12 protein-coding genes are annotated in these 12,906 nt (G+C 62.6%); 9 read left to right on the top strand and 3 right to left on the bottom strand.

Going from position 1 to position 12,906, the window contains the following annotated elements; all coding sequences use genetic code 11:
* Positions 1-8: 8 nt before the first annotated feature.
* From dhaK to dhaM, 3 genes are read left to right on the top strand one after another with little or no spacing between them, the layout of a single operon-like run.
* Complete coding sequence (dhaK, locus tag WCL58_RS12150) at positions 9-1,079, top strand: dihydroxyacetone kinase subunit DhaK (protein ID WP_336851203.1); 1,071 nt, start codon at positions 9-11, stop codon at positions 1,077-1,079.
* A gap of 9 nt (positions 1,080-1,088) precedes the next feature.
* Positions 1,089-1,721 (top strand): dihydroxyacetone kinase subunit DhaL, encoded by a 633-nt coding sequence (gene dhaL / locus WCL58_RS12155; RefSeq protein WP_070915380.1) that lies wholly within the window; start codon positions 1,089-1,091, stop codon positions 1,719-1,721.
* A gap of 17 nt (positions 1,722-1,738) precedes the next feature.
* Complete coding sequence (gene dhaM / locus WCL58_RS12160; RefSeq protein ID WP_193158417.1) at positions 1,739-3,169, top strand: dihydroxyacetone kinase phosphoryl donor subunit DhaM; 1,431 nt, start codon at positions 1,739-1,741, stop codon at positions 3,167-3,169.
* Here dhaM and dhaR read toward each other — a convergent pair.
* Together dhaR and tolC are read right to left on the bottom strand one after the other, a co-directional pair.
* The gene (dhaR, locus tag WCL58_RS12165; protein ID WP_193158416.1) at positions 3,166-5,115 is read right to left on the bottom strand and encodes a dihydroxyacetone kinase operon transcriptional regulator DhaR; all 1,950 of its coding nucleotides are present in this window, start codon (positions 5,113-5,115) and stop codon (positions 3,166-3,168) included. The two genes, dhaM and dhaR, sit on opposite strands and share 4 nt — an antisense overlap.
* 150 nt (positions 5,116-5,265) lie before the next feature.
* A complete protein-coding gene (tolC, locus tag WCL58_RS12170; RefSeq protein WP_060424764.1) occupies positions 5,266-6,780 on the bottom strand; it encodes an outer membrane channel protein TolC in 1,515 nt (504 codons plus the stop codon).
* A 346-nt stretch (positions 6,781-7,126) separates the two neighbouring features.
* On the opposite strand from tolC, the gene nudF reads away from it, so the two are divergent.
* The 6 genes from nudF (at position 7,127) to WCL58_RS12200 (ending at position 12,563) form a co-directional block, all read left to right on the top strand.
* The gene (gene nudF, locus WCL58_RS12175) at positions 7,127-7,759 is read left to right on the top strand and encodes an ADP-ribose diphosphatase (RefSeq protein ID WP_004937242.1); all 633 of its coding nucleotides are present in this window, start codon (positions 7,127-7,129) and stop codon (positions 7,757-7,759) included.
* Positions 7,759-8,184: a DUF1249 family protein gene (locus WCL58_RS12180; RefSeq protein WP_197796866.1), complete on the top strand. Its 426-nt coding sequence runs from the start codon at positions 7,759-7,761 to the stop codon at positions 8,182-8,184. Before nudF ends, WCL58_RS12180 begins: the two co-directional genes overlap by 1 nt.
* A gap of 27 nt (positions 8,185-8,211) precedes the next feature.
* Positions 8,212-9,039, top strand: coding sequence for a 3',5'-cyclic-AMP phosphodiesterase (gene cpdA / locus WCL58_RS12185; RefSeq protein WP_004937250.1), 828 nt, complete (start codon positions 8,212-8,214; stop codon positions 9,037-9,039).
* Positions 9,039-9,623, top strand: coding sequence for an esterase YqiA (gene yqiA / locus WCL58_RS12190; RefSeq protein WP_038879469.1), 585 nt, complete (start codon positions 9,039-9,041; stop codon positions 9,621-9,623). Before cpdA ends, yqiA begins: the two co-directional genes overlap by 1 nt.
* A gap of 46 nt (positions 9,624-9,669) precedes the next feature.
* On the top strand, positions 9,670-11,565 hold the full coding sequence (parE, locus tag WCL58_RS12195; protein WP_025304305.1) for a DNA topoisomerase IV subunit B: 1,896 nt from the start codon (positions 9,670-9,672) through the stop codon (positions 11,563-11,565).
* 83 nt (positions 11,566-11,648) lie between these two features.
* Positions 11,649-12,563, top strand: coding sequence for a LysR substrate-binding domain-containing protein (locus WCL58_RS12200; RefSeq protein ID WP_087763612.1), 915 nt, complete (start codon positions 11,649-11,651; stop codon positions 12,561-12,563).
* Between the two features lie 5 nt (positions 12,564-12,568).
* Here WCL58_RS12200 and WCL58_RS12205 read toward each other — a convergent pair whose 3' ends face one another.
* Positions 12,569-12,877 (bottom strand): putative quinol monooxygenase, encoded by a 309-nt coding sequence (locus WCL58_RS12205; protein ID WP_033638602.1) that lies wholly within the window; start codon positions 12,875-12,877, stop codon positions 12,569-12,571.
* Between the last annotated feature and the right edge of the window lie 29 nt (positions 12,878-12,906).

The raw sequence follows: 12,906 nt of genomic DNA on the forward strand, positions 1-12,906 counted from the left end.
AAACCATCGTGAAAAAACTGATTAATCAGGTCGAGTCGGTGTTGGAAGAGCAGTTACAGGGGCTGGCGGAGGCCCATCCCGAGCTGCTGGTGCACGCGGATCCGGTGTTCGTGACCCGCGCCGACGCGCCGGTGGCGGGCAAGGTGGCGATCCTGTCCGGCGGCGGCAGCGGCCATGAGCCGATGCACTGCGGTTTCGTCGGCGAAGGGATGCTCGATGGCGCCTGTCCGGGCGAGATTTTTACCTCGCCGACGCCGGATAAAATGTACGAGTGCGGCCAGGCGATCGACGGCGGCGCCGGGGTGTTGCTGCTGATCAAGAACTATACCGGCGACGTGCTCAACTTCGAAACCGCCACCGAGCTGCTGCACGACAGCGGCGTCGCGGTGGCGACGGTGCTGGTGGATGACGACGTGGCGGTCAAAGACAGCTTGTTTACCGCCGGGCGGCGCGGGGTGGCCAACACCGTGCTGATGGAGAAGTTGCTGGGCGCCGCCGCGGCGCGCGGCGACGATCTGGACAGCGTGGTGACGCTGGGGCATCGCATCAATAACCACGGGCATTCGATCGGCATCGCGCTGGGGGCTTGCACCGTTCCGGCCGCCGGCAAGCCGTCGTTCACCCTGGCGGAGAACGAAATGGAGTTCGGCGTCGGCATTCACGGCGAGCCGGGCATTGCGCGCCGCCCGTTCACCACGCTCAACGCGGCGGTGGACGACATGTTCCATACGCTGATCGACCACGGCCACTATCAGCGCACGATCCGCGTCTGGGATCGTCAGCAGGGCGAGTGGCGCGACGAGATGCAAACCAAGCAGCCGCTGAGGCGCGGCGATCGGGCGATCGCGCTGGTCAACAACCTGGGCGCCACGCCGCTGTCCGAGCTGTATGGCGTGTACCATCGATTGGCGGAACGCTGCGCCGAGGCTGGCATCATTATCGAACGCAACCTGGTGGGCTCTTATTGCACCTCGCTCGATATGCAGGGCGTGTCCATCACGCTGTTGAACGTGGACGACGAGCTGTTGTCCTTGTGGGATACGCCGGTGAAAACGCCTGCGCTGCGTTGGGGTTGCTGAGGAGGAATCATGGCGTTGACCAAACAACAGGTTGTCGATTGGCTGATGCGTTGCGGCGAGGTGTTCAGCCGGGAGCGCGATTTTCTGACCCGGTTGGACACCGAGATCGGCGATGCCGACCACGGTTTGAACATGAATCGCGGTTTTAACAAGGTGGTAGAAAAACTGCCGTCGGTGGCAGACAAAGATATCGGCTTCATTCTGAAAAATACCGGCATGACGCTGCTGTCGAGCGTGGGCGGCGCCAGCGGCCCGCTGTTCGGCACCTTCTTCATCCGCGCGGCGCAGGCGGCGAACGCCAAGCAAAGCCTGGATCTGGCGGAGCTGCAGCAGATGATGCAGGAGGGGGTGGAAGGCGTGGTGATGCGCGGTAAGGCGGAGCCGGGCGACAAAACCATGTGCGACGTCTGGTGGCCGGTGGTGGACAGCCTCGGCCAGTCCGCGCAGCAGAATCTGAGCGTGGCGGAGGCGCTGCAGCGCGCCGCCGACAGCGCCGAGCGGGCGGTGGAGAGCACCATCACGATGCAGGCGCGCAAGGGGCGGGCCAGTTACCTGGGCGAGCGCAGCATCGGCCACCAGGATCCCGGCGCCACTTCGGTGATGCTGATGATGAAAACGCTGGCCGAGGTCGCCAGTAGTTAGCTGTAGCAGGAGGCGAGATGATTAATATCGTGGTGGTTTCGCACAGTGCGTTGCTGGCGCGCGGCGTTGAGCAGTTGGCGCGGCAGATGATGCGCGGCGATGGCTGCAAGCTGGCGCTGGCGGCGGGCGTGGATGACGAGCAGCACCCGATCGGCACCGACGCGGTCAAAGTGATGGAGGCGATCGAAGCGGTTGCCGACGGCGACGGCGTTCTGGTGCTGATGGACCTGGGCAGCGCGCTGCTCAGCGCGGAAACCGCGCTCGATTTGCTGGATCCGGACCTGGCCGCCAAAGTGCGGCTGTGTGCGGCGCCGCTGGTCGAAGGCACGCTGGCGGCGGTGGTCGCCGCCAACTCCGGCGCCTCGCTGGAGCAGGTAGTGGCGGAGGCGCAGGGTGCGCTGCAGGCTAAACAGGCGCAGCTGGGCGAGGCCACATCTACGGCGAAAAGCGCGGCTTTGCCGCTGGCGCAGGGCAAAAGCGCAACCTGGACGGTGCAAAACCCGCATGGGCTGCATGCGCGCCCGGCGGCGCGGCTGGTAGAGGCGCTGGCGCCGTTCAAGGCCGAGCTGGTGCTGGAAAAGCAGGGGCAGTGCGTCGATCCGCGCAGCCTCAATCAGCTGGCGCTGCTGCAGGTGCGCCACGGCGACACCATTCGCCTGATCGCCGACGGCGCGCAGGCGGACGAAGCGCTGGCGGCGTTCAAAGCGCTGGCGGAGCAACATTTCGGCGAGACGGTTTCCGAGCGGCAGCAGCCTTCGCTGCACGGTATCCCGGTGGCGGAAAGCGTCACCAGCGGGCCGGTGTTCCAGGCCCCCAGCTTCCGGCCGCCAACCGTCGATCGACGGATCGGCGCGGACGAGGTGTTGGGCGAACAGCAACGCCTGCGGGAGGCGCTGCAGCACACTCTGAGCGATCTGAACCGGCTGGCGGAACGTACCGGTACGCTGATCGGCAAGCCGCAGGCGGCGATCTTCGGCGCCCACAGCATGCTGTTGGACGATCCGGATCTGCAGCAGGCGGCTTACACCCGCATTGCGCAACAGCTGTGCTGCGCCGAACAGGCCTGGCGGCAGGTGCTGGAAGCGATCGCCGAAGAGTACCGCGAACTGGATGACGACTACATGCGGGCGCGTGAACTGGACGTGCGCGACATGCTGCGCCGCACGCTGTGCCATCTGCAGGGGCTGCCGCTGCCGGCCATCGCGCTGGCAGAGCCATCGATACTGGTGATGGACGAGCTGATGCCTTCAGAGGTGGTGATGCTCGACAGGCGGCTGGTGCTCGGCATCTGCCTCAGCGGTGGCAATGCCCTGTCGCACAGCGCCATTCTGGCGAAGGCGATGGGCATTCCGATGGTGGTCGGCATGCAGGATTGCCTGAGCAAAACCCGCAGTGGGCAGAAGGCGATGCTGGACGCCGCGCGCGGGGTGTTGCAGCTCAGCCACTAGGCGCGCAGCTTGAACTGGCGGATATCGATCCCGTGCTGTTTGATCTTCCGCCACAGGGTGGTGCGGCCGATGCCCAGCAGCTGCGCCATCTCCGTCAGCTGACCCCGGCTGACGGTCGCCGCGCGGAGGATCGCCTGGCGCTCCATGTCCGTCAGCGTCAACAGCGGCGCGCCGGGCTGCGGATCGCTCTCCAGCAGCGACGGCTGGCCGAGCAGGTGCGCCGGCAAATCTGCTAACTGGATGTGGTGGCCGTGGCAGATCATCGCCGCGCGCTCCACCACTCCTTTCAGTTCCAAATCGTTGCCGGGCCACAGGTAGAGCGCCAGCTGGGCCATCACTTCGTCATCCACCCGAAAGCGACACTGAAAGTGTTGCTCCAGCGCGCGCAGATGGTGTTTGACCAGCAGCGGAATATCGCTCAGCCGCTGGCGCAGCGGCGGGATCTGGATCTCGAAGGCTTGCAGGCTGTAAAACAGCTGGCGGCGGAAGCGGTTTTGCTGCACCAGCAGCGGCAGATCGGCGGCGCTGCCGGCGATCACCCGCACATCGACCGGGATCACCCGGCTGGAATTGAGGCGGATCACCACGCCGGTTTTCAGCACCTGCAGCAACGCCGACTGCATCTCCGCCGGCAGGTATTCGATCTGTTCGAGATACAGCGTACCGCCGTTGGCCAATTCGAATTTGCTCAGCTGGCCCGCCTCTTCTTCGCTGGCGTCGCTGCCCAGCAGCTCACGTAACCCCTGTGCCTGCGGCAGCAGCTGGCAGTTGAGGGCGATATACGGCCCGGCGGCGCGTTCGCCGGCGTTGTGGATAGCCTGGCTGAGCCGCTCTTTGCCGACCCCTTCCTCTCCGCGCAGCAGGATTGGATGCTGGCCCTTGGCCGCCTGCTGCCCGTAACGGATCAGCCGCCGCATCTCCAGCGAGGCGGAGGGCATCTGCTCGAAGCTGTGGCTGACTCGCCCCAGCTGACTGCTGACGTACTGGCGCAGCCGCTCGAGCGGGTGCAGCAGGGCGATGAAACTGCAGCGATCGCCGTCGAAAATCGGCTTGAGCGTCAGCAAGGCGGCGATAAACTGCCGCTGGCTTTCGAAGGTGACTTCGACGTGTTGCAGCGGCTGCCGCTCGGCGATGGCGCGCTTGAGCAGGGCGGGCAGCGTCAGCAGCTGCGCCAGCGGTTTGCCCTGGCTCTGCTGTTCGTCCAGCTTCAGCAAGCCGGCGGCGCGCTGGTTGATGTATTGCAGGTAGCCACGGTGATCCCAGGCCATAACGCCGTCGTCCACGCCGTCCAGCAGGCCGTAAAGCTGATTCAGATGGCGGTTGGATTCCGCCAGCAGGCCGTCGGCGTTCAGCGAATTGCCGATTTCGCGGGCGATGGCCAGCGTCAGTGACAGATCGCCGGCGGCGCAGTCGGCCAGCAGGCAGCCCAGCGCGATCGAGCCGCGTTGGCGGCCGCTGTTGTCGTAGACCGGCGTGGCGCAGAACGACCAGCCGTGCAGCGCCCGGCGCACGTGCTCCTCGCCGCTCACCCGCACCGGGTGGCCTTCCGCCGCCGCCAGCGCCGGGGCGTTGGTGCCGATCTGCCCCTCGGCCCAGTAAGCGCCGGGGGCGAACCCCAATGGCTGCAACAGCTCCCAGGTTTTGGCGTCGCCGCAGCGCCACAGCATGCAGCCGCTCTCGTCGAGGATCATCAACAGGCAACGCCGTGGCTCCATGTATTCGCAGGCGTCTTCCAGCGCCGCCTGGCCGAGCGTCAGCAGGTCGTTCTTGCGGCGGCAAATCGATTCGAAGGTGGCGCCCTGAGCGCGGTGCGGTGCCTGCCAAACGTCGGGCTGCATCAGGCTGCGGCAGCGTAGCCAGGAGGCGTAAATCGCCTGTGCCGGGCGCAGCGGCGGCGGCAGTTCGCCGTCGTTAATCAAGCGCTGCCAGCGTGAATCGTTGTCCATCGAACCTCATCCAGACTGCGAAAACGAGAGTGACGATGATACCACCTGAGGCAGCGACGGCTGTGAGGCGGCGGGCAGAAGTGGGGAAATCGGGGCAAAAAAAACGGGGCGCGGCGCAGGCCGGACCCCGTGTTTATCAACGCGCGCGCATCAGTTGCGGAATGGGTTGCCGCTGTTGCGTGCCGGTTGGCTAACGGCCGGTGCCGCAGCGCGTGTGGCGCTTGGTGCCGGCGCGGCGACCTGTTGCATCGGCGCATTGTCCTGGTAGCCGTCCGCGTAGGCGTCCTGAGAGCGGTTCTGCGGCGCGACGGCGTCAGGCGCGGTCGACACCGGTTTGCCCAGTGCGCCGTTCAGCGTCAGCAGATCGTTCTGGTTCAGCGTGCCGAGCGCCGACTTGATGTTCAGCTGGTTGATCAGGTAGGTATAACGCGCGCTGGAAAGCTGCTGCTTGGCGTTATACAGGGTACTGGTGGCGTTCAGTACGTCGACGATGGTGCGGGTACCGACCTGATAACCGGCTTCCATCGCATCCAACGAGCTCTGCGCGGAGATCACTGCCTGCTTGTAGGCGTTGATGCTGCTGATCGAGGCGTTGACGTTGTTGAACGACGAACGCACGGTCTGCACTACGCCGCGGTGGGCGCTTTCCAGCTGCTCGCTGGCGCCGACGAAGCCGTACTGCGCCTGTTCCACCTGCGAGTTGGTTGCGCCGCCGCTGTACAGCGGCAGGCTGATCGAAACGCCAACCTGGTTCTGACCGGCATCAGAGTTTCTGAAGGAGTTTGAACTCAGGGTGTCGTGAGTCGCGGAACCGTTGTAACGGGTATTGGTGATCCCGGTCGACGCATTCAGGTTGACCGTTGGCATGTAACCGGTCTGCGCAGAACGGATCTGCTCGCGCGCCAGGTCCTGGCTCAGACGGGCAGACAGCAGGCTCAGGTTGCGCGCTTCCGCTTCTTTCAGCAGGTTGTTCACCGCTTCCGGGCGCTGGGTATTGAAGCGATCGGTATTCAGCGAGGCCAGCTCAGGATAGAAGGTGCCGGTGATCTGGCGCAGCGATTCCAGCGCGTTGTCCAGGTTGTTGCGGGCGGTGACTTCGGCCGCCAGCACGGTATCGTAGGCGGAACGGGCGTTCTGCACGTCGGTGATCGCCACCAGGCCTACGTTGAAGCGCTGGGTGGTTTGATCCAGCGTGCGGTAAACCGCTTGTTTGTTCGCCTGGGTATAAGAGAGCGTGTCAATGGCGCTCAGCACGTTGAAATAGGCGGTGGCGGTGTTGAGGATCAGCTGCTGTTCCGCGGTCTGGAAGGTCACGTCGGAGATGCCGGCGGTCTTTTCCTGCAACGTCAGCGCACGCCATTTCGACATGTCGAAGATGGTTTGCGTCAGGCCGAGCGAAGCGCTGGTGACATTGCTGTTGACGCCGTTGCTGTCGCGATAACCGTTGTTGTAGTTGTAACCGGCGCTCAGGCCGAGCTGCGGCAGCAGCGGGCTGCGCGCTTCATTGATCTTTTCGAATGCGGCGTCGCGGTCAGCAGCACTTTTGCGCAGATCCGGGTTACTTTCCCTGGCCTGTTTGTAGACCTGCAGCAGGTTCTCTGCCTGGCTCATTGCACTGAAGCCGCCCAGGCTCAGTCCGATAAGAAGGGGGAGCAGTTTCTTCATTTGCATTCCTTGTTGTGCAGCAATATTGCTATGTTAGCGCTGACGATAGACGAAATAGTTGCCGATTCTAGCAGAGTCTGCGGTACGCATCAGGTGGCTGAATGTGCCATCTCGCGTAACTTTTACCTTTCAGACCGCCCATTTACCTTGGCAAACTGCCCGGGTCGGCTGCAGCTGATATTATGGCTGACAATCCGGATTGTTTCCCACTATTACATGCGAGCGCACAAACGTGCCGCATCCGGCGGCGAAAAACAGCCTAACATAAAGCCGCGGCGGAGAGTCCCACTGTTTCTGTCATCAAAACCGTTTATTTTATCGGCATACTACGCAGGAGAATTCGCACATGAACCGTTCGCAGCCGTCACCCGTCACTTTCGATAAAAAAGATGTAGAAATTATTGCACGCGAGACGCTGTATCGTGGTTTTTTTTCACTCAATTTATACCGGTTTCGCCATCGCTTGTTCAATGGTGAAATGAGTCCTGAAATCACGCGTGAAATTTTCGAGCGCGGCCATGCGGCGGTGCTGCTGCCCTACGATCCGGTGCGCGACGAAGTGGTACTGATTGAACAACTGCGCATCGCCGCGGTCGATACCAGTAATTCTCCCTGGCTGCTGGAAATGGTGGCGGGTATGATCGAAACCGGCGAAAGCGTCGAAGACGTGTGCCGCCGCGAAGCGCAGGAAGAGGCCGGCGTGGTGGTCGGGCGCTGCAAGCCGGTGCTGAGCTATCTGGCCAGCCCGGGGGGCACCAGCGAACGTCTGTCGATCATGGTCGGCGAGGTAGACGCCGGCACCGCCGAAGGCATCCATGGCCTGGCGGAAGAACATGAGGATATCCGCGTCCACGTGGTCAGCCGCGAGCAGGCTTACCGCTGGGTGGAGGAGGGCGCGATCGATAACGCCGCATCAGTGATTGCATTGCAATGGCTGGCGTTGCACCATGAATCGTTGAGAAAAGAGTGGGCCAACTAATGAAACAGCGCTATACCCCTGATTTCCCCGAAATGATGAGATTGTGCGAAACCAACTTCGCGCAATTGCGCCGCTTGTTGCCGCGCAACGACGAAGCGGGCGAAACGGTGACTTATCAGGTGAACGGCGCCGGCTATCGTTTGACCATCGTTGAGTCCACGCGTTACACGTCGCTGGTGGAGATCGAGCAGCTCTTTCCGGCGGTCAGCTACTGGAGCCTGCCCGCGATGACGGTGCGGCTGTACCATGACGCCATGGTTGCGGAAGTGTGTTCCAGTCAGCAGATCTACCGCTTTAAAGCGCGTTATGATTATCCTAATAAAAAGTTGCATCAACGCGACGAAAAGCATCAAATTAACCAGTTTCTTGCTGATTGGCTGCGCTACTGTTTGGCGCATGGAGCGATGGCGGTTCCGGTTTGTTAGACAGACTGAAATAACAAAGGACACCATTTGGAAAGCCTGTTTAAACTGCCCGTGGCGAGTGGGGCCGCGGTCAGGATTCTACAAATAACAGATACCCACCTTTTTGCCGGCGAACACGAGACGTTGCTCGGCATCAATACCTATCGCAGCTATCACGCGGTGCTGGACGCCATCCAGGCGCAGCGCCGCGATGTCGACTTGATCGTCGCCACGGGAGATTTGGCGCAGGATCATTCGCAGGAGGCGTACCGCCACTTCGCCGCCGGCATCGCACAACTGCCAGCCCCCTGCGTGTGGCTGCCGGGTAACCACGATTTTCAACCGGCGATGGTCGACGCGTTGGCCGCCGCCGGTATCGCGCCTTCCAAACAGGTGCTGCTGGGCGATAACTGGCAGGTGCTGATGTTGGATAGCCAGGTGTTCGGCGTGCCGCACGGCGAATTGAGCGAATACCAGCTCGAGTGGATGGAGCGCTGCCTGCAGGCTCACCCCGAGCGCTATACGCTGTTGCTGCTGCACCATCATCCGCTGCCTTCCGGCTGTACCTGGCTCGATCAGCACAGCCTGCGCAACCCGCATATGCTGGGTGCGATCCTGCTGCGTTATCCGAAAGTGAATACCGTAGTGTGCGGGCACATTCACCAGGATCTGGATCTGGAATGGCAGGGCCGGCGCCTGTTGGCGACGCCCTCGACCTGCGTGCAATTCAAGCCGCACTGCACGAACTTCACCATCGACGACGTCTCCCCCGGCTGGCGCTACCTCGATCTGTTGCCGGATGGCCGCGTCGAGACGCAGGTGTTCCGCCTGGAAAACGACGATTTCCGCCCCGATATGGACTCGGATGGATACTGATGCCTTCGACACTGCTCTACCTGCACGGTTTCAACAGCTCGCCGCAGTCGGCCAAGGCGGTGGCCTTCAAGGCCTGGCTGGCTGAGCACCATCCCGATATCCAGATGCTGGTGCCGCAGCTGCCGGCTTTTCCGGCGGAGGCCGCCGAGATGCTGGAGAATCTGGTGCTGGAGCGCGCCGGCCAAACGCTCGGGCTGGTTGGCTCTTCGCTCGGCGGCTATTACGCCACCTGGCTGTCGCAGTGTTTTTCGCTGCCGGCGGTGGTGGTCAACCCGGCGGTCAAGCCGTTTGAGCTGCTGGTTGACTATCTCGGCGCCAACGAGAACCCCTACACCGGCCAGCAATATGTGTTAGAGTCACGTCACGTTTACGATCTGAAAGTGATGCAGATCGATCCCTTGGAGTCGCCGGATTTAATCTGGCTGCTGCAGCAAACGGGCGATGAAATTCTCGATTACGGCCAGGCAGTGGCGTATTACACCGCGTGTCGGCAAACGGTGGAGTCGGGTGGAAACCACGCCTTCGTCGGTTTCGAGCACTACTTCCCCCAGATTGTGGATTTTTTAGGGCTAAACGCGGTCTGACGGACCGTTCCGGCACCTCCCTTTAACCACGAAAAAATAATCAACGATGACTCAATCCAGCTATAACGCTGATGCCATTGAAGTACTCAGCGGTCTAGAACCAGTGCGCCGTCGTCCCGGCATGTATACCGACACGACGCGCCCAAACCACCTCGGCCAAGAGGTGATCGATAACAGCGTCGACGAAGCGTTGGCCGGTCACGCCAAGCGTATCGACGTGATTCTGCACGCCGATCAGTCGCTGGAAGTGATCGACGACGGCCGCGGCATGCCGGTGGATATCCACCCGGAAGAGGGCGTGCCGGCGGTTGAGTTGATCCTGTGCCGGCTGCACGCCGGCGGTAAATTCTCGAATAAAAACTACCAGTTCTCCGGCGGCCTGCACGGCGTTGGCATCTCGGTAGTCAACGCCCTGTCGAAACGGGTGGAAGTCAACGTGCGCCGCGACGGCAACGTCTACGGCATCGCCTTCGAAAACGGCGACAAGGTGCAGGATCTGACGGTGACCGGCACCTGCGGCAAACGCAACACCGGCACCAGCGTGCACTTCTGGCCGGACGAACAGTTCTTCGACAGCCCGCGTTTCTCGGTATCGCGCCTGACTCACCTGCTGAAAGCCAAAGCGGTGCTGTGCCCCGGCGTCGAGATCTATTTCATCGACAAGGTGAACAACACCGAACAGCGCTGGTGCTACCAGGACGGTCTGACCGACTACCTGATGGAAGCGGTCAACGGCCTGATTACCCTGCCGGAAGCGCCGTTCGTCGGCAATTTCGCCGGTGATACCGAAGCGGTGGACTGGGCGCTGCTGTGGCTGCCGGAAGGCGGCGAGCTGCTGACCGAAAGCTACGTCAACCTGATCCCGACCATGCAGGGCGGCACCCACGTCAACGGCCTGCGTCAGGGGCTGCTGGACGCGATGCGCGAGTTCTGCGAATTCCGCAATATTCTGCCGCGCGGCGTGAAGCTGTCGGCGGAGGATATCTGGGATCGCTGCGCCTACGTGCTGTCGGTGAAGATGCAGGATCCGCAGTTCGCCGGGCAGACCAAAGAGCGTCTCTCGTCGCGTCAGTGCGCGGCCTTCGTTTCCGGCGTGGTGAAAGACGCCTTCAGCCTGTGGCTGAACCAGAACGTTCAGGCGGCGGAACAGCTGGCCGAGCTGGCGATCTCCAGCGCCCAGCGCCGTCTGCGCGCCGCCAAGAAAGTGGTGCGCAAGAAGCTGACCAGCGGGCCGGCGCTGCCGGGCAAGCTGGCGGACTGCACCTCGCAGGATCTGGCCATGACCGAACTGTTCCTGGTGGAAGGGGACTCGGCGGGCGGATCGGCCAAGCAGGCGCGCGATCGTGAATATCAGGCGATCATGCCGCTCAAGGGCAAGATCCTGAATACCTGGGAAGTCTCCTCGGATGAAGTGCTCGCCTCGCAGGAAGTGCACGACATTTCCGTGGCGATCGGCATCGATCCGGACAGCGAAGATCTCAGCCAGCTGCGCTACGGTAAAATCTGCATCCTGGCGGATGCGGACTCCGACGGCCTGCACATCGCCACGCTGCTGTGCGCGCTGTTCGTGCGCCACTTCCGTTCGCTGGTGAAAGGCGGCCATGTCTATGTCGCCATGCCGCCGCTATACCGTATCGATCTCGGTAAAGAGGTGTTCTACGCGCTGGATGAAGAAGAGAAAGCCGGCGTGCTGGAACAGCTGAAGCGCAAGAAGGGCAAGCCGAACGTACAGCGCTTTAAAGGGCTGGGTGAGATGAACCCGCTGCAGCTGCGCGAAACCACCCTCGATCCGAACACTCGCCGTCTGGTGCAACTGACGGTGGCAGAGGATGACGTCGATCAGACGCTGGCGGTGATGGACATGCTGTTGGCCAAGAAGCGTTCGGAAGATCGCCGCAACTGGCTGCAAGACAAGGGCGACATGGCCGAACTGGCGGTCTGAGCCTGACCCTGGCCCGGTGAAACGCCGGGCCTGCTTTCCCGCAGGGCGTTGCATGCGGCGCCCGTCAACCTGGGGCGAACCGCGTGAAGATCACCCTTGAAGAGCTGCTGGCGTTCACGGCGGTGGTCGACAGCGGTTCGGTCACCGCCGCCGCCGATCGGCTCGGCCAAACCACCTCCGGCGTCAGCCGCGCACTCAGCCGTCTGGAAACGAAGCTCGACGCTACGCTCTTGCGCCGCACCACGCGTCGCCTGAGCCTGACCGAAGAAGGGCTGAGCTTCCTGGCGCCTGCGCGCGAAATCCTCCGTTCGGTAGATCAGGCCGAAGAACTCATGGCGCTGCGGCGCCGGCTGCCCGCCGGTCGGCTGCGGGTCAACGCCGCCGCCCCTTTCATGGCGCACGTGCTGGTGCCGATGGTGGCGGAGTTCCGCCGCCGTTATCCGCAGATTGAGCTGGAGCTGGACACCGACGATCGCAATATCGACCTGCTGGAGAAACGCGCCGACATCGCGATCCGCATCGGCGCGCTGCGCGACTCTACGCTGCACGCGCGCCTGCTGGGCAACAGCCGGTTGCGCATTCTCGCCAGCCCGGATTACCTGCAACGGCATGGCGAACCGCGCGGCGTGGAAGATCTGCACCGCCATTGCCTGTTGGGATTCACCTATCCGGAGTCGCTGAACCAGTGGCCGCTACGCCACCGGCAGGCGCGGCATTTCGCCATCGAACCGACGATCTCGGCCTCCAGCGGGGAGACGCTGCGCGAGTTGGCGCTGCGTGGGGCGGGCATTGTCCAGCTGGCGGACTTTATGACGCGACGCGATCGGGAAGCGGGCAGGCTGGTGCCGCTGCTGGTGCGGGAGACGCTGGACGTGCGTCAACCGATCCACGCGGTGTATTACCACGACGCCCAGCTGGCGGCGCGCCTCACCTGTTTTCTCGACTACGTCAGCGCCCGCCTTGAGGGAGAACCGCCAGAGGCCGCAGAGGGCCTCTGAGGGGATTACAGTGCGTTTTCCAGCACGTAGATCTCGGTGCCCAGCACGTAGTCCTTGATGGTCTCGCGGTGCTTGAGCATATGGTCGATCTGCAGGTGTTTTTCCAGATGCGCCTGGCTTTGCCATTTTTCCAGCATAAACACCGAGTCCGGCGACAGTTTCTGCCAGGGGGCCTGGGTGTGGCTGTCTACCATCGGCGTGTATTCGCCGCAGCCTTCTTCCGCCAGCACCAGTGGCACCAGTTTTTCAATGGCTTGTAACACGGTGGCGCGGTGGCCGGGTTTGACTTTGATTTCTGCGATTACGGTGATCATCATTACCTCGTTGGTTAAGCCCTTCGCTG

This window comes from Serratia sp. TMDUHS_CL, from assembly GCF_037137105.1.
In the GTDB taxonomy this organism is placed as follows: Bacteria; Pseudomonadota; Gammaproteobacteria; order Enterobacterales; family Enterobacteriaceae; genus Serratia; species Serratia nevei.